Origin of the sequence: Pseudoalteromonas phenolica (assembly GCF_005886345.1) — a bacterium.
GTDB lineage: Bacteria > Pseudomonadota > Gammaproteobacteria > Enterobacterales > Alteromonadaceae > Pseudoalteromonas > Pseudoalteromonas phenolica_A.
In genome coordinates, this window is record NZ_PNEC01000008.1 from 67,391 (window position 1) to 93,082 (window position 25,692).

30 protein-coding genes and 1 riboswitch are annotated in these 25,692 nt (G+C 41.8%); of the genes, 7 read left to right on the forward strand and 23 right to left on the reverse strand.

The window, feature by feature from the left end; all coding sequences use genetic code 11:
• Positions 1–60: 60 nt before the first annotated feature.
• Positions 61–840, reverse strand: a complete 780-nt coding sequence (gene yaaA / locus CWB72_RS04285; protein WP_138629504.1) for a peroxide stress protein YaaA — start codon at positions 838–840, stop codon at positions 61–63.
• Between the two features lie 246 nt (positions 841–1,086).
• On the opposite strand from yaaA, the gene tal reads away from it, so the two are divergent.
• A complete protein-coding gene (tal, locus tag CWB72_RS04290) occupies positions 1,087–2,037 on the forward strand; it encodes a transaldolase (protein WP_138629506.1) in 951 nt (316 codons plus the stop codon).
• A gap of 235 nt (positions 2,038–2,272) precedes the next feature.
• A complete protein-coding gene (locus CWB72_RS04295; protein WP_138629508.1) occupies positions 2,273–2,464 on the forward strand; it encodes a DUF3545 family protein in 192 nt (63 codons plus the stop codon).
• A gap of 45 nt (positions 2,465–2,509) precedes the next feature.
• Here CWB72_RS04295 and ung read toward each other — a convergent pair whose 3' ends face one another.
• The 21 genes from ung to CWB72_RS04400 all read right to left on the reverse strand — a co-directional run bounded on the left by ung (position 2,510) and on the right by CWB72_RS04400 (position 21,110).
• Positions 2,510–3,169 (reverse strand): uracil-DNA glycosylase, encoded by a 660-nt coding sequence (gene ung, locus CWB72_RS04300; protein WP_138629510.1) that lies wholly within the window; start codon positions 3,167–3,169, stop codon positions 2,510–2,512.
• Positions 3,169–4,053, reverse strand: a complete 885-nt coding sequence (locus CWB72_RS04305) for a cobalamin-binding protein (protein ID WP_138629512.1) — start codon at positions 4,051–4,053, stop codon at positions 3,169–3,171. The genes ung and CWB72_RS04305 overlap by 1 nt, the downstream gene beginning before the upstream one ends.
• A complete protein-coding gene (cobO, locus tag CWB72_RS04310) occupies positions 4,053–4,646 on the reverse strand; it encodes a cob(I)yrinic acid a,c-diamide adenosyltransferase (RefSeq protein WP_138629514.1) in 594 nt (197 codons plus the stop codon). Before cobO ends, CWB72_RS04305 begins: the two co-directional genes overlap by 1 nt.
• Positions 4,647–4,656: 10 nt before the next feature.
• Positions 4,657–6,129 (reverse strand): cobyric acid synthase, encoded by a 1,473-nt coding sequence (locus CWB72_RS04315; protein WP_138629577.1) that lies wholly within the window; start codon positions 6,127–6,129, stop codon positions 4,657–4,659.
• Positions 6,130–6,138: 9 nt separating this feature from the next.
• The gene (cobU, locus tag CWB72_RS04320) at positions 6,139–6,672 is read right to left on the reverse strand and encodes a bifunctional adenosylcobinamide kinase/adenosylcobinamide-phosphate guanylyltransferase (protein WP_138629516.1); all 534 of its coding nucleotides are present in this window, start codon (positions 6,670–6,672) and stop codon (positions 6,139–6,141) included.
• 19 nt (positions 6,673–6,691) lie between these two features.
• Positions 6,692–7,465, reverse strand: coding sequence for an adenosylcobinamide-GDP ribazoletransferase (locus CWB72_RS04325; protein WP_138629518.1), 774 nt, complete (start codon positions 7,463–7,465; stop codon positions 6,692–6,694).
• Position 7,466: 1 nt separating this feature from the next.
• Positions 7,467–8,528 (reverse strand): nicotinate-nucleotide--dimethylbenzimidazole phosphoribosyltransferase, encoded by a 1,062-nt coding sequence (gene cobT / locus CWB72_RS04330; RefSeq protein WP_138566932.1) that lies wholly within the window; start codon positions 8,526–8,528, stop codon positions 7,467–7,469.
• A 3-nt stretch (positions 8,529–8,531) separates the two neighbouring features.
• Positions 8,532–9,521 carry a FecCD family ABC transporter permease gene (locus CWB72_RS04335; protein ID WP_138629520.1) on the reverse strand — a complete coding sequence of 330 codons (990 nt, stop codon included), beginning with the start codon at positions 9,519–9,521 and terminating at the stop codon, positions 8,532–8,534.
• Entirely contained in the window at positions 9,518–10,333 is an 816-nt protein-coding gene (locus CWB72_RS04340; protein ID WP_138629522.1) for an ABC transporter ATP-binding protein, read from the reverse strand. The genes CWB72_RS04335 and CWB72_RS04340 overlap by 4 nt, the downstream gene beginning before the upstream one ends.
• Positions 10,334–10,419: 86 nt before the next feature.
• Positions 10,420–10,541, reverse strand: a riboswitch (cobalamin riboswitch).
• A gap of 11 nt (positions 10,542–10,552) precedes the next feature.
• The gene (locus tag CWB72_RS04345) at positions 10,553–11,155 is read right to left on the reverse strand and encodes a histidine phosphatase family protein (protein ID WP_138629524.1); all 603 of its coding nucleotides are present in this window, start codon (positions 11,153–11,155) and stop codon (positions 10,553–10,555) included.
• A 67-nt stretch (positions 11,156–11,222) separates the two neighbouring features.
• Positions 11,223–11,435 carry a (Na+)-NQR maturation NqrM gene (nqrM, locus tag CWB72_RS04350; protein WP_058030883.1) on the reverse strand — a complete coding sequence of 71 codons (213 nt, stop codon included), beginning with the start codon at positions 11,433–11,435 and terminating at the stop codon, positions 11,223–11,225.
• Between the two features lie 123 nt (positions 11,436–11,558).
• Positions 11,559–12,575, reverse strand: a complete 1,017-nt coding sequence (locus CWB72_RS04355) for an FAD:protein FMN transferase (protein WP_138629526.1) — start codon at positions 12,573–12,575, stop codon at positions 11,559–11,561.
• A 92-nt stretch (positions 12,576–12,667) separates the two neighbouring features.
• Positions 12,668–13,894: an NADH:ubiquinone reductase (Na(+)-transporting) subunit F gene (gene nqrF, locus CWB72_RS04360; protein ID WP_130254698.1), complete on the reverse strand. Its 1,227-nt coding sequence runs from the start codon at positions 13,892–13,894 to the stop codon at positions 12,668–12,670.
• A 17-nt stretch (positions 13,895–13,911) separates the two neighbouring features.
• Positions 13,912–14,520, reverse strand: coding sequence for an NADH:ubiquinone reductase (Na(+)-transporting) subunit E (gene nqrE / locus CWB72_RS04365; RefSeq protein WP_058030886.1), 609 nt, complete (start codon positions 14,518–14,520; stop codon positions 13,912–13,914).
• A gap of 10 nt (positions 14,521–14,530) precedes the next feature.
• A complete protein-coding gene (locus CWB72_RS04370; protein ID WP_058030887.1) occupies positions 14,531–15,163 on the reverse strand; it encodes an NADH:ubiquinone reductase (Na(+)-transporting) subunit D in 633 nt (210 codons plus the stop codon).
• Positions 15,163–15,909: a Na(+)-translocating NADH-quinone reductase subunit C gene (locus tag CWB72_RS04375; protein WP_138629528.1), complete on the reverse strand. Its 747-nt coding sequence runs from the start codon at positions 15,907–15,909 to the stop codon at positions 15,163–15,165. Before CWB72_RS04375 ends, CWB72_RS04370 begins: the two co-directional genes overlap by 1 nt.
• Entirely contained in the window at positions 15,902–17,101 is a 1,200-nt protein-coding gene (locus CWB72_RS04380; protein ID WP_138629530.1) for an NADH:ubiquinone reductase (Na(+)-transporting) subunit B, read from the reverse strand. Before CWB72_RS04380 ends, CWB72_RS04375 begins: the two co-directional genes overlap by 8 nt.
• 4 nt (positions 17,102–17,105) lie before the next feature.
• Positions 17,106–18,449, reverse strand: a complete 1,344-nt coding sequence (locus tag CWB72_RS04385; RefSeq protein WP_138629532.1) for a Na(+)-translocating NADH-quinone reductase subunit A — start codon at positions 18,447–18,449, stop codon at positions 17,106–17,108.
• A gap of 390 nt (positions 18,450–18,839) precedes the next feature.
• Complete coding sequence (gene fabV, locus CWB72_RS04390; RefSeq protein WP_138566924.1) at positions 18,840–20,030, reverse strand: enoyl-ACP reductase FabV; 1,191 nt, start codon at positions 20,028–20,030, stop codon at positions 18,840–18,842.
• 128 nt (positions 20,031–20,158) lie between these two features.
• Positions 20,159–20,473, reverse strand: coding sequence for a BolA family protein (locus CWB72_RS04395; RefSeq protein ID WP_130254693.1), 315 nt, complete (start codon positions 20,471–20,473; stop codon positions 20,159–20,161).
• A gap of 49 nt (positions 20,474–20,522) precedes the next feature.
• A complete protein-coding gene (locus CWB72_RS04400) occupies positions 20,523–21,110 on the reverse strand; it encodes an alpha-ketoglutarate-dependent dioxygenase AlkB family protein (RefSeq protein ID WP_138629534.1) in 588 nt (195 codons plus the stop codon).
• Positions 21,111–21,150: 40 nt separating this feature from the next.
• Between CWB72_RS04400 and CWB72_RS04405 the strand changes: the two genes are divergently transcribed.
• The 4 genes from CWB72_RS04405 to CWB72_RS04420 are packed head-to-tail and all read left to right on the forward strand — an operon-like array spanning position 21,151 to position 24,898.
• The gene (locus CWB72_RS04405; protein ID WP_138629536.1) at positions 21,151–22,299 is read left to right on the forward strand and encodes a methyltransferase; all 1,149 of its coding nucleotides are present in this window, start codon (positions 21,151–21,153) and stop codon (positions 22,297–22,299) included.
• 2 nt (positions 22,300–22,301) lie between these two features.
• Positions 22,302–22,853, forward strand: a complete 552-nt coding sequence (locus CWB72_RS04410) for a YajG family lipoprotein (RefSeq protein WP_138629538.1) — start codon at positions 22,302–22,304, stop codon at positions 22,851–22,853.
• A 2-nt stretch (positions 22,854–22,855) separates the two neighbouring features.
• Positions 22,856–23,485: a peptidylprolyl isomerase gene (locus tag CWB72_RS04415; RefSeq protein WP_138566921.1), complete on the forward strand. Its 630-nt coding sequence runs from the start codon at positions 22,856–22,858 to the stop codon at positions 23,483–23,485.
• Positions 23,486–23,500: 15 nt separating this feature from the next.
• Positions 23,501–24,898, forward strand: a complete 1,398-nt coding sequence (locus tag CWB72_RS04420) for an AmpG family muropeptide MFS transporter (RefSeq protein WP_138629540.1) — start codon at positions 23,501–23,503, stop codon at positions 24,896–24,898.
• A 26-nt stretch (positions 24,899–24,924) separates the two neighbouring features.
• Here CWB72_RS04420 and CWB72_RS04425 read toward each other — a convergent pair whose 3' ends face one another.
• On the reverse strand, positions 24,925–25,170 hold the full coding sequence (locus CWB72_RS04425; RefSeq protein WP_138566919.1) for a helix-turn-helix domain-containing protein: 246 nt from the start codon (positions 25,168–25,170) through the stop codon (positions 24,925–24,927).
• Between the two features lie 311 nt (positions 25,171–25,481).
• Between CWB72_RS04425 and CWB72_RS20510 the strand changes: the two genes are divergently transcribed.
• Complete coding sequence (locus CWB72_RS20510) at positions 25,482–25,658, forward strand: hypothetical protein (RefSeq protein WP_165385505.1); 177 nt, start codon at positions 25,482–25,484, stop codon at positions 25,656–25,658.
• Positions 25,659–25,692 lie beyond the last annotated feature (34 nt).

Sequence of the window (25,692 nt, forward strand, 5' to 3'; positions counted from 1 at the left end):
AGGAAGATCAGTGCAGACGGTATTTAGCCCGCACTGATTAACACATTATGAGTGGCTTACTTAGTTTTGTTCAGCGCGTAAGAAAACAGGCTCATTTTCTTTTTGAGTTGCTTCTGCACTGAAATAGTAACCCGCGACGTCAAATGCTTTTAACGCTTTAAGTGATGTCACTTGGTTTTCCATGATATAGCGCGCCATCATGCCACGGGCTTTCTTCGCATAGAAGCTGATCACCTTGTATTGACCATTTTTACAGTCTTTAAACACCGGGGTAATGATATCAGCTTTAAGCGCTTTTTTATTTACAGCTTTAAAATACTCGTTCGATGCAAGGTTCACTAATTGCGTCGTACCTTCAGCTATTAAAGCTTCATTGAGTTTCTCAGCGAGCACTGTGCCCCAAAACTCATAGAGATTTTTACCACGGGTATTTTCAAGCTTAGTACCCATTTCTAAGCGGTAAGCCTGCATCAAGTCAAGTGGCTTTAATACGCCATATAAACCAGAAAGAATGCGTAAGTGAGACTGTGCATAACTTAGCGTACCTTCATCTAACGATGCAGCGTCTAACCCAGCGTATACATCACCGTTAAATGCCAGTACCGCCTGTTTCGCATTGTCAGGTGTAAAAGGCTGTGTCCACTCACTAAAGCGTGCAGCATTTAAACCTGAAAGCTTGTCACTAATTTTCATCAAGCTGCCAATTTGCTGCGGTGATAATTCACGACACACTGTCATCAACTCTTCTGAGTGTTCAAGTAACTCAGGCTGCGTGAAAGTGTCGATATGCGCTGGCGTATCGTAATCTAAGTTTTTCGCGGGAGAGATCACTGTGATCATGGCTTACCTATTGACTTAAAAATTAATTAGTGTCAATTTCAACACTATCCCTTTGTTACTGCAAGTGAAGATTGTTAAGTAGCAAGTAAAGCGGGATATGTGCTCTTCTTCTTCCTTTGAATATTTTTTAATTCTCAACTTGTGAGTGTCAAATAAGGACAATTGACCTATTCATGCCATTCACGCTATTGCAACATAGGAGAAGTAGAGTTTGCCCATAAGCTGTAAGAGGAATGAGGAAACATAATGACATCAGCATTAGATAGGCTAAAACAGCATTCATCAATCGTTGCCGATACTGGCGACATTGAAGCCATTCGCAAGCATCAACCAGAAGATGCAACCACTAATCCTTCACTGCTTTTAAAAGCAGCTGAAATGCCAGCCTATCAAGCCTATTTAACACAAGCTTGGGATTACGCAAAAGCGAACGAGTCTGACGCAGACAAACAAGTCGAATTAGCGTGTGATTACTTTGCTGTATTAATTGGTAAAGAGATTGCCAATATTGTCCCGGGTTATATCTCAACAGAAGTAGATGCGCGCTTATCTTTTGATACAGAAGCGACGATTGCTAAAGCAAAAACCTTACTTGCACTGTACAAAGAGCAAGGTATCAGCCAAGACAAAATCTTAATCAAGATTGCATCAACTTGGGAAGGTATCAAAGCAGCTGAACAGTTAGAGAAAGAGGGTATTAAGTGTAACCTAACGCTATTATTTAGCAGTGCACAAGCCCGTGCATGTGCAGATGCCAATGTTTTCCTAATCTCACCATTTGTGGGTCGTATTCTTGACTGGCACGTTGCTAACGGGCTAGAAAAGCCAGCTGATCCACTGCAAGACCCAGGTGTGCAATCTGTTCGAAGCATCTACTCTTTCTACAAGCAGTATGGTTATAACACTGTGGTAATGGGTGCAAGCTTTAGGAATACCGGTGAAATCATTGCTTTAACGGGTTGTGACAAGCTAACCATTAGCCCTGCACTGCTTGAAGAGCTTGGTGAGCTGACTGACGCACAAGAGTACTTACTTGAGAACGACTATGAAGTACAAGCTAAGCCTACGCCATTAACCGAAGCGCAATTCCGCTGGCAGCATAACCAAGATGCGATGGCCACTGAAAAGCTTGCTGAAGGTATTCGTGCTTTTGCTGAGGCACAAGAAACGCTAGAAGCGCGTTTTAAAGCACTATAATTAATAAACATATTCAATATAAACGCCGCATTATGCGGCGTTTTTTTATGCTCAAAAGCCAGATTCCCCCGCGTTTCATCTTCATCAAACTGTTACCTTACTGTAACAAAAGCAACACATAGTTGTTTTATTTTTAAGCGAGTTATGATATACCGAAGTTGCTCGAAACGTATATCAAATATACAGAGCTGACGTAAAACCGTCATTTGAGGTCAATAATCAATGGGAGAACATCATGGATAGCCTAGACGATATCATTGCAGTATTAGAAAGTCCTGAAACAACAAAACGCACCTCTTTAAAAAAACAAAAACGAAAATGGCGCGAAATTGAAGCCTATAAAGAAAAACAACGTCTTCGCAAAGAGCTACAAGAACTTGACTATTTTGCAGACAACTTAGATCTAGAAGAACTAGATTTAATCTAAAAAAATGGCTCCTTCGGGAGCCATTTTTCGTTTTTGGAAGTGTGTTTAAACTTGCCAGTTAATCGGGGATTTCCCCATACTGGTTAATAACGCGTTTGTCTTTGAAAAGTGCTGACAACCAAAGAAGCCTCTGTGAGCTGACAATGGCGATGGATGTGGCGCATGTAAAACATGATGACGCGTTTTATCTATGTTTTTACCCTTCTTCTGTGCATGGGCGCCCCATAATAAAAACACCACGCCTTCTCTATATTGGTTAATTTCGTCAATCACCTTATCAGTGAACTTTTCCCAACCTAGATGTTTATGCGAATGTGCTTGTCCTTGTTCAACCGTCAATACAGTATTAAGTAATAACACACCTTGCTCTGCCCATGGCATTAAACAACCATGATCAGGAATACTAAACCCTTCTATGTCCTGCACCAGCTCTTTATACATATTTGCCAATGACGGAGGCGGTTTAATTCCCGGCAATACTGAAAAACATAAACCATGAGCTTGATCTGGTCCGTGATAAGGATCTTGGCCTAAAATGACCACCTTAACTTGTTCAAATGGCGTGGCATCAAATGCTGAAAATACCTTTCGCTCGGGAGGGAACACTGTCACGCCTTCACTGCGTTTTTTAGCGACATACTCTAGCGTGTCTTTAAGGTAGGTTTGCTGGCTTTGTTCAGCGGTAAAGTCTGACCAAGTCTTCATTATGATTGCTCTTGATAGTAACGGCGAGATTGCGACAGTTTACCACATAAGTCAGCAACCCCATCGAGTGCTCGCACACTAAATCGGTGTAATAGATCGGCATTGACTCTAATAAACTGCTGATGTTCGACTGCTGGGATCTGAGGCCAGTTTTGCCAATTAGTATGCTGCACGTCTTTCTTTGTTTTCTCTTCAGGTAATACGATTACTTGAGGCTTAAACTTAAGCACATTTTCGATACTAATTTGCGGGTAGTCAGCTCGACTGTGAGCAAACACATTATTCACTTTGCAAATAGACAATACCTGGTGGATCATGGTGTTTTTATTCACACTCATCATGGGCTCAGGCCAAAGTTGATAAAATACATCCAACGACCTTGCGTCTTGATATTGACTTTGTAATTTGGCTAAACGCGCATCAAACTCTTTAGCCACTTGTTTGGCTTGTGCTTGATGACCAGTTAGCTCACCAAACTTTATCAGTTGCTCTGATACTTTAGTTAGGTCATTGGTTTCGCTATAAACCACTTTAATACCTAGCTTCTCGAGCTTTTCAAGATCGGCTTTTTTATTACCTGTTTGCCACGCGATCACCAAATCAGGTTTTAAGGCCAGTAATTTCTCAAGTTGAATACCGTGATAGCCGCCAATTCTTGGGATCTCAAGTGCTTGCTCTGGGTAATCTGCATACTCAACGGTGCCGACAATTTTATCGCCTGCGCCTATGGCAAATAAGTTTTCAACAACGTGCGGCGCTAAAGCCACAATACGTTGCGCTTTATGTTGAGTATCCGGTTGTGACGAATTTTGTGATTGATTTGCTGCTACATATTGACTTGTAAGCAGCAAAAAGATGATCAATAAAGTCCTTTTTAGCCACATCAGTAGTCAAATCCTTTTAGTGCTTTAACACCGGATTCAAAAGCATGCTTCACATTTCTCACTTCACTCACCGTGTCAGCAAGCTCAGTTAAACGACGGTGCGCACCACGACCTGTCACGATCACAGACTGCATTTTCGGACGATTCTCGATAACGCTGATAACTTCATCTAAGTCTAAATAATCGTAGCTCACCATATAGGTCAGCTCGTCAAGTAACACTAAATCTATGCTATCGTCTACTAACCACTTTTTGGCTTGCTGCCAAGTTTCAACCGCTGCAGCAGTGTCTGTTTCACGATTTTGCGTTTCCCAGGTAAAACCGGTTTTCATTACTGCAAAAGGTACACCTACTTTTTCAAGTAAGTTACGCTCTCCGCAGTCCCACATACCTTTAATAAACTGCGCCACAGCAGCATTTTGACCATGACCGACACAACGCGTCACAACCCCAAAACCAGACGTCGATTTACCCTTGCCATTACCAGTAATAACCTGAAAAATGCCCTTTTCGATATTAGCAGCGGCAACCTTTTCATCAACTTTCTCTTTGACTTTTTGTTGCCTCTGTTGATGCCTATCTTGTTCGCTCATAATTCACACCCTATAAATTGATTAATGCTTTAATTTTGTTTATATCTAAATGCGCTTCACATTCATCTGCCAGCCACTCTAACTGTTTTTCACGATGCTCATCTAGACTAAAATTTGTTTCTGTTAGCCTGCCATTACTCGCCCAGTGTAAAATGGCTTCCGCCGCCTTGGGCTCATCAAACAAACCATGTAAGTAAGTTCCAACAACCTGGTTATCATCAGATACAAAACCATCTTTCAGGAAACCTTGTGGATGATCGGTAAAATACATAAATGGCTTTTCAAGGGCGGGACCGCTACTTTGCCCACAGTGAATCTCATAGCCTTTAATATCCACGCTTTGCTGATTGATAACACACTTACCCTGCACCTGAGTCAGGGTTTTGGTTTGCGTAAGCTTTGTTTCAAACTCAGCTAACCCTAATCCTGTAATTTCTGTCTGTGAGCTTTCTATGGCATCAGGGTCACAAATGCGTTGACCCAACATTTGTAAACCACCACACACGCCTAGCACCTTACCGCCATAACGTAAGTGACGCTGTATTTCGGTTTGCCATGTTTGCGCCTGTAAAAAAGCTAAGTCGTTAATGACGTTTTTACTACCTGGGATAATAATCAGATCAATTTGCCCGATTTGCTCGGTATGTTTTACATAGCGCAAATCGATTTGAGGATTTAACCGCAAGCTATCAAAGTCAGTGTGATTACTAATGTGCGGCAGTAACAACACACTTATCGTGAGTTTTTTGTCAGTCACTACATTATCCATTGCGACGGCATCTTCAGCGTCGATGTTTAAGCCATGCATATAAGGCAGCACACCTAACACAGGTTTACCCGTTTTTTCTTCGAGCCAATCAAGACCCGATTGCAACAAAGCAATATCGCCTCGAAAACGGTTGATCACAAAGCCTTGCACCAAGGACTGCTCATATTCACTGAGTAACATTAAGGTGCCAACAAGGTGTGCGAACACGCCACCTTTATCAATGTCAGCAATAATGATCACTGGGCAATCCACTTCACAAGCAAACCCCATATTGGCGATATCGTTCTCTCGCAGATTGATTTCCGCAGGACTTCCTGCGCCTTCTACTATGATGGCATCAAAATCAGACACTAATCTTTGATGCGATTCAAGCACTGCTTGCATTGCGACTTTTTTATAGTCATGGTATTTCGCCGCTTCCATATTGCTAATGGCACGGCCATGAATAATGACTTGCGCACCCGTGTCGCTATTGGGCTTGAGTAAAATAGGGTTAAAATCAGTACTTAAAGGCTGTTTCGCAGCAATAGCTTGTAGTGCTTGAGCTCGGCCTATTTCGCCGCCACAAGGTGTTACCGCACTATTGAGTGCCATATTCTGAGGTTTAAACGGCGCAACATTAATCCCTTCCCTAGCAAGCACGCGGCATAAACCCGCAACCAAGGTACTTTTACCCGCATCAGAGGTGGTGCCCTGTACCATTAATGTTTTCATCTTAGTCACTTACTTAATCCTTAACGGGCAACCAGCCATGATAAAATCAACACGCTGCGCAACTTTGGCGATATCTTGATTTAACCAGCCAGACTGGTCTACAAACACGCGGCTTAACTCGCCGAGGGGCACGATGCCATGACCTACTTCATTGCTGACAAGCAAAACTGATGCTTGTGTATGTTGTAATGCCTCGAGCAAACGCTGCTTTTGCATTTGTAATTCAGACTCTGATTTTTCACATAACCCATGCGTTAACCATAAGGTTAAACAATCGATTAATACACAGGTGTCGCTACCAAATTTTTGCAATGCATCGGCTAAGTGCCATGGCTCTTCAATCACTTGCCAGCGCTTATCTCGCGTTGCTCGATGATGTGATACGCGCTCAGCCATCTCAGCATCTTTAACTTCTGCCGTGGCGATGTATACAAGTTTGCTGACTTTGCCTGAAGCGTATAAATCCAACGCCGTTTGTTCAGCGAAATTGCTTTTGCCAGAGCGCGCGCCACCTAAAATGAGATGAATGTTATTTTGAGTCATAGCTAATCTCTCGCATCCACTACACCCAGAGCGCCACTAAAGTTAAATAAATCATGATTTCACAACATTGTTGTGCGGCGCCTAAGCAATCTCCTGTATACCCACCTAGCTGTTGCTTAAACCAGCTTATACACAGCTGGCGAGTTAAAAATAAAACAGCAACTAAAATAATCACACTCATTAAAGACAACGGTGTAAAGAGCCACAGCACAAATAGCACGCACAGTGAGGTTAATGCGAGGAAATCTTTTGCATGAGAAGAAAGTGACATGGCGACTGGCTTTACTTTTGATTGCGCATCTTCTTGCACATAAGCAAGCTTACCAATGATGCTCGTCGCCACTGCACGACTTAAAGTATGACCTAATACCAGTGCACACAATACTTGTGTAGAGCTATCACTAAGCAGGCTCAGCAGCTGAAACTTTAATAACAGTAATAAAATAAGTGCGCTGGCACCATACGTGCCTAAGCGACTGTCTTTCATAATCGACAGCTTTTGCGAGACAGTCCAACCGCCACCAAAACCGTCCCAGACATCGGCAAAACCGTCTTCATGAAATGCGCCAGTAATTAAAATACCCAGAGCGAGGGTGAGGATCACACAAACGCTTGGCGGTAAAATCAAAGACGCAACACCAAAGATAACAGCCAAGGCAAAACCCAACAACAAACCAACTAAGGCAAAATAACCACTGGCTTCACTGAGTGCATTGTCTTCAATCTCTTGTTTAAAATGCACTGGCACGCGAGTTAAAAAGCTCACCGCCAATAAAAAGTGTTGTTTATTCATATCAAACAACTTTCGTGACATTCGCGTCATCAAAGCTATTCATGTCGTTGTAAAACGCCAGAGCACTTTGTAGCAAGGGTAAGCTCAATGCAGCCCCAGTCCCTTCACCCAATCTAAGACCAAGATCTAAAAGAGGCTTAGCATTAATTGAATTTAACATTTGCAAGTGTGCTTGCTCAGAAGAGCAATGGGCAAACACCATATAGCTTTGACTGTTTGGCTCAATACGAATAGCCAGTAATGCCGCTGCCGTTGCGATAAAACCATCGACAACAATAACCTGCTGTAACTCAGCAACGGCTAACATGGCGCCGACCATTTGACAGATCTCAAACCCACCCAAACAACGTAAGATTGCATGCGGGTCATTCAGTTTATCTCGGTGTAAGTCAAGCGCGCTATTAATCAGCTCAACTTTTTTATCTACCACTTCGTTTGATACACCCGTGCCAAGCCCAACCGTGTATTCAGCAGAGAGTCCACTCAGCGCACTAAAAATAGCCGATGCTGCACTGGTATTGCCAATGCCCATCTCACCAAATGCAAAAGTATTACAGCCTTGCTGATATTGTTTATGAACAAGCTTCTTAGCAAACTCAAAACCTTGCGCTTCTTGAGCTTGCGTTAGCGCTTCACACTCATCAAATGAACGCGTGACTGACCCCAAACGTTGTGACGTAACACCTAAGGTCTGGTCGGGTTCACCTAGAATACCGCAATCGACTATCTCGAGTTGCCACCCTAATTGTTTGCTGAAAACATTAATTGCAGCGCCTCCTGACGCGAAATTCGCTACCATTTGGCCTGTTACTTCACTAGGTGCTATAGATACACCTTTTGCAGCAATACCGTGATCACCTGCAAACACTGTTAGAGTGGGTTTGCTGATTTGTGGTCTAAATGCTGAAAGCTGCTCAGGTTCTATACCCTGTGAGAAAATAGTCACCAGCTGTTTAGCCAATGTTTCTAGCTCACCTAACGCACCCAAAGGCTTGGTTTTCAGGTTTATTTTCTTTTCGATAAGTTCGCGAGAACGCGTATCAAGTGCTTTAACTGAGAACATACGCTAAGGCCTTTTTTGTTTGAGAGTCAGTAAAGTTAAAAAGAACACACTGCCTATTGCAGCAGTGATAACACCAATGGGAAGCTCTTGATTATCAAGAATAGTACGGGCAAATAGATCTACCCATATCATCATTAAGCCACCACTTAAAGCGGTACACAGCAGACCAATGGAAGTTGCCTGTGAAATGAAAAAACGTACCAAATGCGGAATCATTAACCCGACAAAGCCAATGCCACCACACATAGCAACCAATACCGCGGTCAGCAATGAGCTCAATAGCAACATGACTAAACGTAATTTAGCCACCTGAATACCTAATGTTGCAGCGCTTTCATCACCCAGTAATAGTGCGTTTAAACCACGCCTAAACAACAGCATACAAGCCATACATAGTGATACAATTGAACAGGGCAACCACAACCATTGCCAATCAGCGCGACTAAAGCTGCCTAAGTTCCAAAACATAATGGCACTCACAGCTTGTGGATCACTCCAATACAACAGCAAGCTGGTAAATGCGCTAAATAAGAAAGATAAGGCAACACCGGCGAGTAACATCGCTTCTACCTGTCTCGCCCTTTGTCCATAGGCAATCAGCAACAATAGGGTCATTGCCAGCGCACTACCTAAAAACGCCGCCCCTGACATCGCCCAACCAGCTGTGATACCTGTAAATGTGATGAGTAACACGACGCCAAATGATGCGCCTGATGAAATACCAAAGAGGTAAGGATCTGCCAAAGGGTTACGGGTCACTGTTTGCAAAATAATGCCCGCCAATGCCAAGCCACTACCAGCAACAAATGCCAAAATCACTCTGGGAATACGTAGTTCCATAACAATTTTTTGCTCAAAGGCATTGGCATCATAAGCAAATAATGTTTGCCAAACAGCACTCACACTAATATCAATCGCGCCATGCTTAACGGCAACTAAAGCACTAAAAAAGCAGCTTATCAGCAAAATTAACAGCGAAATAAGCGGCTTCATAGTTGATATCCAAAGTGGTAGCGGATATGAGGAATATGGGTTTTGTCTCTATACGGGCAAGGTACTTGCGAGACCTCAGCACAGACATCAAATACATCACTGAGTAATTGCGCATCTAGCACACCGCTTGGCGCTCCACTTTTATATAACTCACCCTGTTGTAGTACCAGCAAGCTATCACTCATAGCTGCCGCAAGATTTAAATCATGGAAAGAAGCGATCACTGTGATCCCCATTGCTTTGGCAAGCTCCATAATTTGTATTTGGTATTTCACATCCAAGTGACTGGTTGGCTCATCCATAATCAATAGCCTAGGCTTTTGTGCCATGGCTTTCGCGATCAATGCCCTTTGTTTTTCACCACCAGAAAGGTGAGCAAATGCCTCGTTGATTTTGTGTACCAGACCAACCTGTTCAATAGACTTTGCAATTAGTTCATGATCGGCTTTATTTAACGATGAAAATAAACTTTTATGAGGTGTTACACCCATTGCAACCACATCATAAAGCGATAGATTAAAATGCTCAGGCATTTCTTGCAAAACCACTGCAACTTGCTGGGCATATTCGTTATGCGAGAAGCTTGAAATCGTTTTGTTAAAAAGGGTTATTTGTCCACTAGAAGGGATAAAAAAACGGTAAAGGCAACGAAGCAGCGATGACTTACCAGCCCCATTAGGACCCAATAAACCAATAAACTGCCCTTCAGTTACATCGAAAGAGATATTTTGTAATATTTGATGATTATCTAGCACCAAATTTAAGTTTGAAACTTGCAGAGCAAATTCAGAGTGCTGACAAGCTGATTGCATTCGTACCCTTACTAACGTTTGGGCAGACACGAACGCACAGTCCTAACCGAATTACGGCTAAAATTGTGTGCTCTTGAGTACGCCCGCTCAAGAGGATTTTTCTGACCTTGGTATCTGACTTCGTGCATTTAAATGCACTTCACAGTTGCGGGGACAGTTAAGCAGTTTCAGCTTATTCCCAAGATTAATCAGAAAAACCGTATTATGAAGTCTAGATGGCTAAAACACAACTTTAGGCCACGCCTTATGTGCTTCATCAAAGTAAACTTCTATCTTTACCAATGTAGCATAGCCAACGTCTAAACTATTGATAGAGGAAAGAGAATCTAATGGTAAGTTAAGGACTTCAGCTAAGATTTGTTTGATCACACCACCATGAGTCACAACTAGGTTATGTGTTGTATGCCGAGTTGATAGCTCTGCCTCCCACCATAGTCTAACACGAGACCTAAATGCGCAAAGGGACTCTCCATTTGGCGGCGTATGTTGCCAAGGTGCCTGCCAAAATTCACCTATACTTGGATTCTTTGTGCTCTCCCAAAGCCACTCATAAGTTCGACCATCCCAATCCCCAAAATCCATTTCTTGAAGCTGCTTTGCTATCACCAGTGGTAAGCTTGATTGCCTAGATTGCTTTTTCGCAAAGCCCAGACAACGGTGCATGGGGGAGGAAATACAGGCATCAAATTGAACTGTTTTTGGTAAAGCAGACTCCATCGCTGCTAACCCTAACTCAGACACTGCAACGTCAGTTTTAGAACCAGTTAGAATACCTGTAGTAACAGGTTTACCGTGCCTTAGGAAATACCATGTCTTCGTCATTTTAGCCTCAGATCAAAAATGCGAGCCTTAGCTCGCATTTAATTAAAGATAATTTGCTTAGTTTAAATTAAAGAATCTGGTTCTCTTTCCAAGCTTGTTCTTTCGCCATACGCTTTTTACGACGGTCACATGGATCATCGCAATCACATGACTTTTCAATACCAACCGCGCCTAAACCGCCACAGCTGCTTGCCATAGATTTCTTTTGCACGATTACACCGACAGCCATGGCTGCAACAATTAAAATAAGTAACCCAAAAGTTAGGAAAAATAGTGACATGCACAGGCCCCTTAAAAACAGTTTAACGGCTCAGTGTATCTGAGCCAAATGACGGCATTTAAACAGCCGTTATTATAACGCGCTTAGTGTACTATTTCGACTAATTAATCAAAATAGCCTTATTTACAAATAAGGCGCAAAAGCCGGGCTTGAATAGGTCACTAACCCTTCATTACTTTTACTAATTAAATATACAGCTAAATTGTGCTCTTCTGCGTATGCTTTTGCTCGCTCTGTGCCCATGACAGTAAGTGCTGTTGCCAAGCCATCAGCAGTCATTGCTGATGGGTGTAGCACAGTTACCGATACTAAGTCATGCTTAACTGGCTTACCTGTAGCTGGATCAATCAAGTGCGTATAGGTCTCGCCATCCATTTCGTAGAAAATACGGTAATCACCTGAAGTCGCCATGCCGTTATTGCCTGGTTCAATAACTTTATGCACTTGCCTCTGCCCTGCTGGCGCATCTGGCTGTTCAATCGCAATACGCCAAGGTTGTGACTGAGCTTTAGTACCGGCAATTCTGAGCTCACCGCCAATTTCAACCATGTAATTTGTCATCCCTTTAGCTTCTAAAAGCTCAGCAACTTTATCAATACCAAAACCTTTAGCTGTCGCTGAAAAAGATAACTCTAAACCATCAATAGTTTTCGCTAACCCTTCGTCTGTTAACACTAACTTATCAACACCTATACGAGCCTTCATTTCATCCAGTTGAGACTGTGAAGGTGTTTTTGTTGGGCGTTTATCTGGGCCAAAACCCCATAAATCTATTAGAGGGCCCATGGTGACATCTAGTGTTGTTGTTGAAACACCTAAACGAACTGACTCTTTCACAACTGACTTAAAGTCATCACTGATAGGCATAAAAGTATTTGCAGCCAACGTATTGAACTGATTAATCTCTGAGTTTTGCACCCAAGGTGACATAGACTGATTCACTGCAATTAAAGTGTTATCAACTTCTGTTTTTAATGTCTCAGCAATTAAATTTTCATTAATTGGAAAAGCTTTAACCGTATAAGTGGTCCCCATTGTTTTACCCTGAATAACAATAGGTTCAAGCTCTTGTTTGTCGTCAAAACACCCTGTCAAAACAACCGTCGTCAGTAATACAAAAATACCTACAAGTTTCTTCATACTTTTCTCTATCCCAAAAAAAACCCCAAGCTTATTACTTGGGGTTTAAGTCTATCTTATTTCAGTGAAGTGTTCACTGAGATAACGCTGATTTAGCCACCGAAGTCATCTAGTAAGATGTTTTCGTCTTCAACGCCTAAATCTTTAAGCATGTTGATTACAGCCGCGTTCATCATTGGAGGACCACACATGTAGAACTCACAATCTTCAGGCGCTTCATGGTCTTTCAGGTAGTTTTCTAAAAGAACATTATGGATGAAGCCGGTGTAACCTTCCCAGTTGTCCTCTGGTTGAGGATCTGAAAGCGCTACGTGCCATTCAAAGTTTTCGTTATCAGCCGCAAGGCCATCGAAATCTTCTACGTAGAACATCTCACGCTTAGAACGAGCACCGTACCAGAAAGACATCTTACGGTCTGAGTTAAGACGCTTAAGCTGATCGAAGATGTGTGAACGCATTGGCGCCATACCAGCACCACCACCTACGAACACCATTTCTGCATCAGTTTCTTTCGCGAAGAATTCACCGAATGGACCAGAAATAGTCACTTTATCACCTTCTTTAAGTGACCAGATGAACGATGACATCTTACCACATGGTAGGCTTAGGTTGTTTGGCGGCGGAGTCGCGATACGTACGTTAAGCATGATGATGCCGTACTCTTCTGGGTAGTTAGCCATTGAGTATGCACGGATCGTTTCGTCGTCAACTTTAGACTCAAGATTGAAGAAGCCAAAACGCTCCCAATCTGCACGATATTCCTCAGGAATATCGAAGTCAGCGTATTTAACGTGATGAGCTGGCGCTTCAATTTGGATGTAACCACCTGCACGGAAAGGTACAACCTCACCATCAGGGATACCAAGCTTAAGCTCTTTGATGAATGTCGCTTTGTTATCGTTAGAGATAACTGTACATTCCCACTTCTTAACACCGAAGATTTCTTCTTCTACTTCGATTTCCATGTCAGTTTTAACAGCAACCTGACACGCTAGACGACAACCTTCACGCGCTTCACCTTTTGAAATATGGTCAAGCTCAGTTGGCAGGATATCACCACCACCCGCTTTAACGTGAACGGTACATTGGCCACAAGAACCACCACCGCCACAAGCAGATGAAATGAAGATACCAGCGTCTGCTAGTGCACCTAGTAGTTTACCACCTGGTGCTGAAGTAACTGCCTTTTCAGGGTCACCGTTAATGCTGATTGTGATGTCACCGCTTGGTACAAGCTTCGACTTCGCTGCAATGATGATCAATACAAGCATTACAACGATAGCGATGAACATCCCTACGCCTAAATATACCTCAAGCATGATTTTTCCTCGCTAAATTAAAGTGAAATACCAGAGAATGACATGAAGCCAAGACCCATTAGACCTACTGTGATGAAGGTAATACCTAAACCACGAAGACCATCTGGTACGTCTGAATACTTCATCTTCTCACGGATACCAGCAAGTAACACGATTGCTAGTGCCCAACCTACACCTGAGCCTAAACCAAATACCACAGACTCACCGAAGTTCAGGTTACGCTCAACCATGAATGCTACTGCACCGAAAATCGCACAGTTTACAGTGATTAGTGGTAAGAAGATGCCTAGTGCGTTGTATAGCGCAGGGAAGAACTTGTCTAGAGTCATCTCAAGGATCTGTACAAGTGCTGCGATTACACCGATGAAAGTTAGGAACTTAAGGAAGCTTAAGTCAGCTTCAGGGAAGCCTAACCACTCTAGTGCACCTGGCGCTAAGATTGCAGAGTAAACTAACTGGTTTACTGGAACAGCAACACCAAGAACGAAAATTACTGCAACACCGAGACCCATTGATGTAGTTACTTTCTTAGATACAGCAAGGAAAGTACACATACCTAGGAAGAAAGATAACGCTAAGTTTTCAATGAAAACCGCTTTAACGAATAAATTAATATATTGTTCCATCTCTCTCTCCTTATGCCTTCGCTTCTACTTGGTCTTTCTTATAAGTACGAAGTACCCAGATGAAGAAACCAATGATGAAGAACGAGCTTGGCGGTAGGATTAATAGACCCATAGGCTGGTACCAACCACCTTCAGAAATAAGTGGTAAAATCTCGATACCAAAGAGTGTACCTGAACCACCTAGTTCACGAATGAATGCAACAGTTAGAAGTACTACCGAGTAACCTAAACCGTTACCAATACCATCAAGGAATGACATCAGTGGTGGTGTCTTCATTGCATATGCTTCTGCGCGACCCATTACGATACAGTTAGTAATGATTAGACCAACGAATACCGAAAGTTCTTTCGCTGTTGCATAAACAAACGCTTGAAGCGTTTGGTCTACCACGATTACCAATGAAGCGATGATTGTCATCTGAACGATGATACGAACGCTTGATGGGATGTGGTTACGGATCATAGAGATAAATAAACTTGAGAAAGCACATACTAATGTCAGAGCGATTGACATGATAAGTGCATTCTTAAGGCTTGATGTCACTGCTAGTGCAGAACAAATACCAAGTACTTGAAGCGCAATTGGGTTGTTCGCAAAAACAGGGCCAAACAAGACTTCTTTCATTTCTTTTGCATTTGCCATTAGTTCAATGCTCCTTTACGTACGTTCGCAAGGAATGGACCGAAGGCTTTGTCGCCTGTCCAGAAGTCAACTGTGTTATCAACACCTACAGATGTTAATGTCGCACCAGAAAGACCATCTACTTTGTGTTCGTTGTTACCAGCAGTACCTTTTACGATATCAAGTGGTAGCTTTTTACCTTCGAACATTGATGTCCAACGTGGGTTTTGGATTTCACCACCAAGACCCGGTGTTTCATTATGCTTGTAGAAGTTAATTGCTTTAACAGTCTTAGTATCAGCATCTAGTGCTAAGAAACCATACATAATACCCCAAAGACCGTAACCTTGGATTGGTAGAATGATAGTGTCTACTTGACCGCTAGCATCTTTAGAGAAGTAAACTGGAGATTCAGTCGTCATACGCTGAACACCTGCTTTATCTTGCGCTTTTTCAAGCTTCACACTGCGCTTTGCATCGAACTTAGTTGATTCAAAGTCGAAAGAGTTTGGATCTGTCTCAACAAACTCACCCGTTTTCATATCAACAACGCGTGCTTCGATGTTTTCGTTAAATGTTTTGAAAACATCTGCTGAACTATCAATACCTGCTGCAGCAAGAATGTTGCGTTGCACGTCTTGAGTTTTGTTTGCTTGTTGTAATGGACGTAGTTGAACAGATGCTAAAGAAACAACAACTGCACATACTAAACATAGGCCAACAACAACGCCTAGCGTTTTGCCAATAGTCTCATTGTTACTAGACACGTGCCAATCTCCTCTTAACGTTAGACTGTACAACGAAGTGGTCGAATAATGGTGCAAATAGGTTAGCGAATAGAATTGCTAACATCATACCTTCTGGGTATGCAGGGTTAACTACACGAACCAGAACAACCATTACACCGATAAGTGCACCGTATGCGAATTTACCTTTATTTGTGAAAGACGCAGAAACTGGGTCAGTCGCCATAAAGAACATACCGAATGCAAAACCACCTAGTACTAAGTGCCAGTGCCAAGGCATTGCAAATGCTGGGTTAGTTTCAGAACCAATCATGTTAAGAAGTAGAGACATCACTACCATACCTAGGAATACACCTAGCACGATACGCCATGACGCAATACGAACATAAATTAGGAACAAACCACCAATCATTAGTGCTAGCGTTGAAACCTCACCCATAGAACCTTGTACGAAGCCATAGAAAGCATCCCACCAAAGTGCCATATTGTTGTAATCAAGTGCACCTTGCGCCGCTAGACCTAGGTTTGTTGCACCTGTGAATGAATCAACTGCAGTCCAAACCGTATCACCCGAGATATCAGCTGGGTATGCAAAGAATAAGAACGCACGGCCTGCTAATGCTGGGTTAAGGAAGTTACGACCTGTACCACCGAATACTTCTTTTGCAACTACAACGCCAAAAGTAATACCTAACGCGGCTTGCCATAACGGAATTGTAGAAGGAAGAATCAATGAGAATAATACAGACGTTACGAAGAAACCTTCGTTAACTTCGTGCTTACGGATTGAAGCGAATAATACTTCCCAGAAACCACCAACGATAAATACCGTCGCATAAACTGGTAGGAAGAAACATGCACCATAGAAGAACTTAGCACCAATACCTGATTGTGCAGTAAGCTCACCACCTAATGCTTGGAAAATAGCAGCCTGCCAAGTGTTGGCAATTTCAAAACCGTTACCAATTGCTAGAGCAGCTTGGTGACCGATGTTAAACATACCAAAGAACATTGCAGGGAACGTCGCCATCCACACTAAAATCATAATACGTTTTAGGTCGATGTTATCACGAACGTGCGTGCCGCCTTTATTTACATAACCAGGAGTGTAGAAAACGGTTGCGACTGCTTCATACAGGGCATACCACTTTTCATGCTTTCCGCCAGGTTCAAAATGCGGCTCGATGTCTTCTAGAAATTTCTTTAAGGCCATGATATTAACCTTCCTTCTCGATAGTAGTCAGGCAATCACGTAAGATTGCGCCATACTCATACTTACCTGGACATACGAAGGTACACAGTGCTAAATCTTCTTCATCTAGCTCTAATGCACCAAGCGCAATTGCACTGTCTAAATCACGTGCAATTAAGTCACGAAGTAGTGGTGTAGGTAAAATGTCGAGTGGCATAACACGCTCATAGTTACCGATTGGTACCATTGCACGCTTAGAACCACCTGTAGACGTTGTCATATTGAACAAACGGCTCGGTGCTAAGTGTGAGATAAATGTACGTGTTACAGAGAATTTGTTGCTACCTGGTGCAATCCAACCAAATAGTTCTTTCTCGCGACCTTCAAGTAATACTGATACTTGAGTATGGTAGCGACCAAGGAAAGCGTGAGGGCCGGTTGCTGTTTTACCAGCTAACACAGAGCCAGAAATGACTCGGTTATCACCGTCTTCAAGCTCGCCTGCAACTAAATCAGTTAGAGAAGCGCCAACTTGTGTTTTAACTAAGCGAGGATTCTTAACGCGAGGACCCGCTAAAGCAACCACACGGTCAGAGTAGATTTCACCAGTAAGGAATAACTTACCGAATGCAATCACATCTTGGTAACCTAAATGCCATACCTGCTTGTTTTCAGATACTGGATCTAGGTGATGGATGTGAGTACCTACTAAACCTGCAGGGTGTTTACCACCAAACTCATGAACTTCAACTTGAGAAAGTGAAGAACTTGGTACATTGCTACCTGCTTGCTTACATACGAACACTTTACCATCAGTTAAGCGAGATACTACAGCAAGACCCGCTTCAAACGCTTCAACGTTTTCAGCAATGATCACAGCAGGATCTGCAGCTAATGGGTTTGTGTCGATTGCAGTCACAAAGATTGAACTTGCAGTTGCATCTAGTGCTGCCACTCGGCTGAATGGACGAGCACGTAGCGCTGGCCATTGACCAGATTCAACAAGCACTTCTTTTACTTTTTCACGGTCTAGGTTGCTTAAATCAGCAGCCGCCACCTTTTCAAAAGTAACCTGCTCGTTGCCTTGCACTTCAATCACGATAGATTGAAGAACACGCTTAGCACCACGGTTAATTTCTTTAACTACACCAGAAGCTGGTGCAGTGAACTTGACGCCTGGGTTCTTTTTGTCTTCAAAAAGAACTTGGCCTTTTTTGACTTGGTCATCCACGCGAACATGCATGGTTGGACGCATACCGATAAATTCTTCACCTAGCACGGCAACTCGTTTGACAGCTACGCCATCATGAATTACTTGCTGAGGTGCGCCCTCTATTGGTAAGTCCAGACCTTTTTTTATGTTGATCATACGCACTTGCATTACATTAACGGAAAGAAATTGAAAAATCTTTTTTTGCCCCAAGATCAAGAAAGTGACCATTCTGTATTCGGCAAAGCCAAGCGACAAAACAATCCATAACTAAAACCTTGTAGACGAGTCCTCACATATATGTGAGATTTTAACATTAATAACCCCCACTATGCGAGTGGAATTATGAAATTAATCCAGATTTACAAGGTCTTTTCGAGGAGAAAATAGAATGAATTTAGTTCAATTTAGACCAAAGTCCAGTTGCTGAAATACGCAATGAATCACTTTAGATGAGCAAAAAGAAAGCTTAAGAAGTTAGTAAAATGAACTATGCAAAAGCAAAAAAGGCCGGCAGAGCCAGCCCAGTTATTAAGGTAGTTTAGATGTTTAAACTAAGTTGTTAATCTCAACTACTGTGTCTACGTCTTGCTCGTAGTTAACACCGTCAACGCCGAAACCAAATAGCTTCAAGAATTCATTGTGGTAGCCAACATAGTCTGTTAACTCATCAATGGTGTCTGTATCAACTGTATCCCAAATATGCTGAATACGCGCTTGTACGTCCTCTTCTAGCTCTTTGTAGTTTTGGAATAGGTGACCACCATCGTCAAAACGAGGGGTTGCACCATATAGGTTTTCGTTGAATAGTCCGTGGATCTGTTCAATTGTACCTTCATAAATACCATCTGCCTTAGTCACTTTGAATAAAGCTGAAATATATAGCGGCATGATAGGAATAGCTGAGCTTGCTTGTGTCACAACAGCGTTGAGTGAAGAAACATACGCTTCACCTTTTAGAGTGGCTGTCGCTTCACGAATTGCTATAGTAGCTCGGTCTAAATCTTCCTTTGCTTTACCGATGGTAGCGTGACCGTAGATTGGCCAAGTTAGCTCTTTACCGATATAAGTGTAAGCGCTTGTTTTGAAACCCTCAGCTAACACGCCTGCATCTTTTAATGCATTGATCCAAAGCTCCCAATCTTCACCACCCATCACTTTTACTGTGTTAGCGATTTCGTCTTCATTCGCAGCTTCTACGCTTACAGAATCGATTATACGCTTAGAGGTATTTAAGTTCTTCGTTGTGATGTCTTGACCGATAGGTTTAAGCACCGATGAATGAGTTTCACCCGTTTTAGGATCAGTACGACGCGGAGATGCAAGGCTATAGATTACTAAATCTACTTTACCCATTTCAGCTTTAATCGTTTCAACTGTTTTAGCTTTAAGCTCATCAGAGAACGCATCGCCATTGATATTTTTAGACCAAAGACCCGCCGCTTCTGCTGCATTTTGGAAAGCTGCCGTGTTATACCAACCTGCTGAAGCTGGCTTTTTCTCAGTACCTTCTTTTTCGAAGAAAATACCCAGAGTTTTAGCACCAGAGCCAAACGCTGCTGTAATACGAGAAGCTAGGCCGTAACCCGTTGATGCACCAATTACAAGTACGTTTTTAGGACCGTTTTCTAACTGCCCTTGTGCTTTTACATAATCGATTTGCTCTTGAACGTGAGCGGCACAACCAGCGGGGTGTGCATTGGTACAAATAAAACCACGAATTTTCGGCTTAATGACCATGATGATTCCTATCTTTATTTAAATTTACGGAGCGTATTTTAAAGGCTGATCTTAAAAATACAGGTCTGATCAGCTATAAAATTAGGCTTAACTCGATGATATAAAGTCTCGCTTAACCCTAATTTTGACTATTTATCGAATTTCGAACCACCTAAACATTTTGGTGACTCAGGAATTTGTCCATGCTGCTCTGAATACTCCTCAGGCGTATAGGCATGAATAGACAAAGCATGAATATGCTCAGCTAATTCAACTTTTAGAATGTCGTTAATTTGTCGATGGCGCGGTAATAGGCGCTTACCCGCAAACTCTTCACTGACCACAATTACTTTAAAGTGAGACTCTTCGCCACGGCTGTGCATATGGCTTTCATTTATGACATTTAAATGCTTGCAAGCGATTGCCGCAGCGATTTTTTCTTCGATCTGAGATTGCATTGACATGAATATAAACTCTGCATTTTTCAATTGTGGCTACTATACCGAGATAGGATTATTTAACAATACTTCTAAATGTCAGGTTGATACGCCCGCCTTTTACTTTGCTTTGTTTCGGCAGTGAGTGCTGGAAAAGTTGCTGACTGTTACCTGACATCACTAAACAACAACCGTGCTCGAGCATTAACTCCCATTGCTGACCTGTCGTTTTATGTTTGATCTTAAATTTACGTGCAGCGCCTAAAGAAATTGAAATGATTAAAGGTTCAGCGCCTAACTCAACCTCATCATCACTATGCCATCCCATAGTGTCATGACCATCTCGATACCAATTTAATAGCAGGGCATTAAACGTCTGATTATAGTGGCTCTGAAGTTTACTGCGCATCGCAGCCAATGGTTTCGTCCAGCATTGATTAGCTAATGTATGGTTTGAGTAAGCATAATGTACCCCTTCATCTGCCACAAAGCTCTGCAAACGAGGAATAGGATGAAACTTACCGAAAACCTGAATACTGGGTTGTTGCCAGTTTAACTCCCCAGTGAGGTGTTCATACAAGTCGAGCCCTTTTTGAAATGAGATCAAATTTGGAAAATAAGCAAACCCCTCGGGTAACTCAGGTTTAGTGAGTTTTGATGTCATGCTATTATTCACCTCATAAAATGACTACTTATAAAAAACTATGACGACTGAAGCTGAATTGGGCGGCCACTCGCTAACTTTACATCGATTTCCCCTTTATCAAAAAAATAGAAGCCTACAAGCGTGGGATTCAGCCGATGAGTATTTAATCGAACATATTCAAAACGAATACACTAACGCACAACATATTTTGGTATTAAATGATGGCTTTGGCGCCTTAAGCTGTGCGTTACATGCTTTAGATACGCAAAACTCTCGCAAAGTGACCAGTTTTAATGATTCTTATGTCAGTCAGCAAGCGTGCCTTTATAACCTTGAAGAAAACGAGTTAGAAAGTCGTCACACTGGATTACTTGATAGTCTCTCAGATTTACCTAGCGACGTTGATCTTATTCTTATCAAAATCCCAAAAAATGCTGGCTTTTTGCAATATCAACTTAGTTTGCTTAGTCAGTTTGAGAATGATGTGCCAGTGATCGCTGCCGGTAAAGCGAAAGAGATACACACATCTACATTAAAAAGCTTCAGCCATTTTATTGCTGAGCCTTCGACCAGTTTAGCAGTTAAGAAATCACGTCTTATTTTTAGTCAAACAAAACACAAAAAGCAGACTTGTAAGTTTCCGGTGAGTTGGCCTTTAGAAAAAACTGATTTCACTGTCTTAAACCACGCTAATGTATTTTCTCGTGATTCCCTTGATATTGGCGCGCGTTTTTTTAGCAATTATTTACCACAGGGTAAGAAACCGTTAAGGATTATTGATTTAGGCTGTGGAAATGGTGTTATCGGCTTACAAACACTGGCAAAAATGCCAAATGCTAAGGTTACTTTTGTTGATGAATCGGCCATGGCTGTCGCCAGCGCCAAAGCAAATATCGAAAATAACTTACCTGAGCGTGTGCAAGATTGTGAGTTTGTTCAAGATGATTGTTTAACAAATTTTGCACCTAACAGTGCAGACTTGGTTTTGTGTAACCCGCCATTTCACCAAGCACAAGCGATCACAGATCATATTGCGTGGCAGATGTTTTTGCAAGCGAAGCAAACGCTCAGATCCGGCGGTGAATTACGTATTATTGGTAATCGTCATTTAGACTATCAAGAAAAATTGCTCCGCTTATTCGGAAACTGTAAAGTCATTGGTAACAATAAAAAATTTACTGTGCTAAGTACCACAAAGAGAGGCTAAAAATGAAAAAAATTGCACTTGTATTGTGTGGCATGTTGCTGGCAGGTTGTGCCAGCCAACCAAAATCTGTGATCTTAAACCCGGTATATAAAGCAGGCAAAGTGGCCGACTTTTATGTACCAGTAACCTTAGCGGTCGAAGACCATAGGATCAGTAAATTCACAATCAAAGTGGTCGATCAAGAGCCTGCAGAATATTTACCTGATGCAGCACTAAGTCAGCGAGTTCAAATGGCGTTTGAGCAAGCCCTTAAAACCAATGGCGCACAACTGACTGCAATGAGCAACAACACCTTGACGTTGAACATTGATTCTTTTCATTCAAAAGTAACTGAGTCTTACACGCAACATGAAAGCAATGCTGTAGCTAAGTTCAAAGTCTTAGCAACACAAGGAAAGCGTTCATTTGAAAAGACTTATACAGGTCAAGCCCAAATGACTGGCCCTCTAAAGCATGAACAAGCAAAAGTAGAAGGTCAGCTAAACAAATTAAGTGAACAAGTGATTACCCGTATTGTCTCCGATCCTGCTTTAATTAACTTCTTCAAAGGATAATTATGAAAAAGTTGCTTATAACCTTATGCTTACTTTGTATAAGCAGTCATATATTTGCTAGTAATAAAGAAGGCCGCTTTGTACAAAAGGATAACTTATTTCCTAGAGTGAAAATCATAACCAGTGTCGGTGAAATCGTCGTAGAACTGGATCGCTCTCGAGCTCCTATTACAGTCAATAACTTCTTAACTTATGTGGTAAATGGTGATTACAAGAACTCTGTATTTCATCGTATCGAGAAAGATCAGTACTCCGAATTAGATGAGTTTTTTGTCATCCAAGGGGGTGGTTACGACAAAGACTATGATGGCTTATTCCAACGCAAACCGATTTTTAATGAAAGCGGTAATGGTTTAAAGAATGATATGTACACTGTGGCTATGGCATATCAAGATAATGAGCCCCACACAGCCACTCGCCAATTTTTCTTTAATATGAAAGATAACGACCATTTAAATCCAGGTAAGGGATGGGGTTTTGCAGTATTTGGTAATGTAATGGAAGGCTACGAAATACTTGATAAAATCACGGAAAGCGAAACTGGATTCAACGAAAAGATCGGTTATAACTTTGTGCCCAAAAAGCCCGTAATGATTTTTAACGTTGAAATTTTGGAAGCCACACCACTTTAAATTGACGGGATTGTCATGCAAATCAATACTAGCCTAAGTGAGTACTTAGGCTACTACAAAGATAAACGCCTTTTCACCATCTTTTTATTTGGCCTGAGCAGCGGCTTTCCCTGGGTACTCATTGGCTCTGTAATGTCTGCTTGGCTCAAAGATGAAGGCTTAAGCCGCAGTATGATTGGTTTGTTTGGCGTGGTATTCGGCGCATATACCATCAACTTTCTCTGGTCTCCATTACTCGACCGTTTAAAACTCCCCCTGTTAGGCAACCTATTAGGTCAACGACGCAGCTGGATTTTACTTGGCCAGATGGTTACTTTCATCGCAACATTGAGTCTTGGTTTTATTACTCTGAAAGAGCAACTGTTCATTGCAGCCTTGCTGTGCTTCTTGATTGCTCTTGCCAGCGCAACCCATGATATCGCAATAGATGCTTTTCGTATTGACTCGCTAGATACGACTGAGAGTGAAAAGGCCACTGCGGCAGCGGCAATGGCAACCTCAGGTTGGTGGTCAGGATATGCACTTTTAGGTGCTTTGCCCTTCTTTCTCGCTGACTTACCCAGTTTTGATTGGTCACAAATTTATTTTGTACTCGCAGGTATTGTTTTATTGTTGATGCTGGTTACTCTTTTTGCCAACGAGCCAAAATCACATCGAGAGCTCACTCACGCTCAACTAGAAAAAGAGTATCAGAGTAAACTATTTGCGAACGGTAACTCCGTATGGCAACGCCTATTAGCTTGGTTGGCCGTAACATTAGTTGAACCTTTTAAAAGTTTCTTTACCAAGAATGGCGTTAAAACCGCTTTTGCACTATTGGCTTTTATTTTCTTATTTAAAATTGGTGAAGCATTCTTAGCTAGAATGTCTATTGTTTTTTATAAGGAAATCGGCTTTAGCAACACGCAAATAGGCCAATACTCAAAACTTGGTACCGGTCTCATTACCATAGTGTTTGCTTTCTTAGGCAGCATTTTCAATCACAAATACGGCATAGTAAAAGGCTTATTTGTCAGTGGCATTGCTATGGCTGCTTCTAATTTAATGTTTTCTTGGATTGCCCTAGCAGGCCCAAAAGAGCATTTATATGCACTGGCTATTGTTGTTGATGGTTTTACCCAAGCTTGGTCCTTAGTTGCTATGGTAGCCTTTATTTCAATGCTATGCGATCGTGCCTTTAGTGCGACCCATTATGCGTTATTGGCTTCTTTAAGTAGCTTAAGTCGTACTTTATTATCAGCTTATAGTGGTGTGGTAATAGATGACTGGTTGGAAGGTAATTGGGCGTTGTTTTTTGCTGTTACAGCAATGATGGTGATCCCTTCTTTACTGTTTCTTTACATGATTAGACATAAGCTATACGCCATAGAAAAGCAGTTTCATCAAAACTCAACTACAACTAAAGGTGCGTAACACTACGCACCTTTAGGTGTTAAAACTTATGCTTCTTCTTTATTAAGTAAGCTTAAGCCTTCATGCGGATCAACTTCTAGCGCTTCACAATAGCGTAAAAATTCGATCACATCTAAGCGACGCTCTTGGTTTTCAATTTTACCAATGAATGAATGCGGTGTACCTAAAACCTGCGCAAGGCTTCGCATTGTGTGACCTTTCTCATGGCGTTTTGTTTTCAACCACTTAGTTAACTTACCGTTTTCTTCAGAAGAAACAGTTTTACCCATCATAATGTTACATCTCCTACTCGATGATTTTATTGTTTCTTTAAGTTGAAATATGCCCGTCTCAACTTAACATATACTGTATATCACAGTGCGATATGGGAAAGCTAGAGTTTGTACCCATGTCCCAAAATAGGTATAGACTATATTTTGTAACTACACTAATAAAAATAATAAATTTAATGATAAATATTAGAGCATTAACTTTACAATCAATACAAAATAACCAACTTTTTATTCTAAAAAAATGAATAAAGAAATTTTCTTATAAGATTATTGACTAAAGCTCAATTAAATTAGTTTTGAAAAGGAAGATTATGATCAGAGTACTATTTCTACTACCTGTTGTGCTATGCATACTTTGGTATTGGTTTTTAAAAAGCCAAGGGATCCCGATTAAAAGAGGTAAGAAAGGGTTTATTTATATTCTGTCTTTTAGCGTGTTTGTTCTGGGCTTTTTTGTATTAATGATTTGGGTCACGCAAAGCACATAAAAAAAGCCACGCAACAGCGTGGCTTTTTAAATTC

Excerpts from the sequence above, each read along its gene's own strand:
- yaaA (WP_138629504.1), bottom strand. The coding sequence starts at position 840 with ATGATCACAGTGATCTCTCCCGCGAAAAACTTAGATTACGATACGCCA.
- tal (WP_138629506.1), top strand. The coding sequence starts at position 1,087 with ATGACATCAGCATTAGATAGGCTAAAACAGCATTCATCAATCGTTGCC.
- CWB72_RS04295 (WP_138629508.1), top strand. The coding sequence starts at position 2,273 with ATGGATAGCCTAGACGATATCATTGCAGTATTAGAAAGTCCTGAAACA.
- ung (WP_138629510.1), bottom strand. The coding sequence starts at position 3,169 with ATGAAGACTTGGTCAGACTTTACCGCTGAACAAAGCCAGCAAACCTAC.
- CWB72_RS04305 (WP_138629512.1), bottom strand. The coding sequence starts at position 4,053 with ATGTGGCTAAAAAGGACTTTATTGATCATCTTTTTGCTGCTTACAAGT.
- cobO (WP_138629514.1), bottom strand. The coding sequence starts at position 4,646 with ATGAGCGAACAAGATAGGCATCAACAGAGGCAACAAAAAGTCAAAGAG.
- CWB72_RS04315 (WP_138629577.1), bottom strand. The coding sequence starts at position 6,129 with ATGAAAACATTAATGGTACAGGGCACCACCTCTGATGCGGGTAAAAGT.
- cobU (WP_138629516.1), bottom strand. The coding sequence starts at position 6,672 with ATGACTCAAAATAACATTCATCTCATTTTAGGTGGCGCGCGCTCTGGC.
- CWB72_RS04325 (WP_138629518.1), bottom strand. The coding sequence starts at position 7,465 with ATGAATAAACAACACTTTTTATTGGCGGTGAGCTTTTTAACTCGCGTG.
- cobT (WP_138566932.1), bottom strand. The coding sequence starts at position 8,528 with ATGTTCTCAGTTAAAGCACTTGATACGCGTTCTCGCGAACTTATCGAA.
- CWB72_RS04335 (WP_138629520.1), bottom strand. The coding sequence starts at position 9,521 with ATGAAGCCGCTTATTTCGCTGTTAATTTTGCTGATAAGCTGCTTTTTT.
- CWB72_RS04340 (WP_138629522.1), bottom strand. The coding sequence starts at position 10,333 with ATGCAATCAGCTTGTCAGCACTCTGAATTTGCTCTGCAAGTTTCAAAC.
- CWB72_RS04345 (WP_138629524.1), bottom strand. The coding sequence starts at position 11,155 with ATGACGAAGACATGGTATTTCCTAAGGCACGGTAAACCTGTTACTACA.
- nqrM (WP_058030883.1), bottom strand. The coding sequence starts at position 11,435 with ATGTCACTATTTTTCCTAACTTTTGGGTTACTTATTTTAATTGTTGCA.
- CWB72_RS04355 (WP_138629526.1), bottom strand. The coding sequence starts at position 12,575 with ATGAAGAAACTTGTAGGTATTTTTGTATTACTGACGACGGTTGTTTTG.
- nqrF (WP_130254698.1), bottom strand. The coding sequence starts at position 13,894 with ATGCTTGAGGTATATTTAGGCGTAGGGATGTTCATCGCTATCGTTGTA.
- nqrE (WP_058030886.1), bottom strand. The coding sequence starts at position 14,520 with ATGGAACAATATATTAATTTATTCGTTAAAGCGGTTTTCATTGAAAAC.
- CWB72_RS04370 (WP_058030887.1), bottom strand. The coding sequence starts at position 15,163 with ATGGCAAATGCAAAAGAAATGAAAGAAGTCTTGTTTGGCCCTGTTTTT.
- CWB72_RS04380 (WP_138629530.1), bottom strand. The coding sequence starts at position 17,101 with ATGGCCTTAAAGAAATTTCTAGAAGACATCGAGCCGCATTTTGAACCT.
- CWB72_RS04385 (WP_138629532.1), bottom strand. The coding sequence starts at position 18,449 with ATGATCAACATAAAAAAAGGTCTGGACTTACCAATAGAGGGCGCACCT.
- fabV (WP_138566924.1), bottom strand. The coding sequence starts at position 20,030 with ATGGTCATTAAGCCGAAAATTCGTGGTTTTATTTGTACCAATGCACAC.
- CWB72_RS04395 (WP_130254693.1), bottom strand. The coding sequence starts at position 20,473 with ATGTCAATGCAATCTCAGATCGAAGAAAAAATCGCTGCGGCAATCGCT.
- CWB72_RS04400 (WP_138629534.1), bottom strand. The coding sequence starts at position 21,110 with ATGACATCAAAACTCACTAAACCTGAGTTACCCGAGGGGTTTGCTTAT.
- CWB72_RS04405 (WP_138629536.1), top strand. The coding sequence starts at position 21,151 with ATGACGACTGAAGCTGAATTGGGCGGCCACTCGCTAACTTTACATCGA.
- CWB72_RS04410 (WP_138629538.1), top strand. The coding sequence starts at position 22,302 with ATGAAAAAAATTGCACTTGTATTGTGTGGCATGTTGCTGGCAGGTTGT.
- CWB72_RS04415 (WP_138566921.1), top strand. The coding sequence starts at position 22,856 with ATGAAAAAGTTGCTTATAACCTTATGCTTACTTTGTATAAGCAGTCAT.
- CWB72_RS04420 (WP_138629540.1), top strand. The coding sequence starts at position 23,501 with ATGCAAATCAATACTAGCCTAAGTGAGTACTTAGGCTACTACAAAGAT.
- CWB72_RS04425 (WP_138566919.1), bottom strand. The coding sequence starts at position 25,170 with ATGATGGGTAAAACTGTTTCTTCTGAAGAAAACGGTAAGTTAACTAAG.
- CWB72_RS20510 (WP_165385505.1), top strand. The coding sequence starts at position 25,482 with ATGATCAGAGTACTATTTCTACTACCTGTTGTGCTATGCATACTTTGG.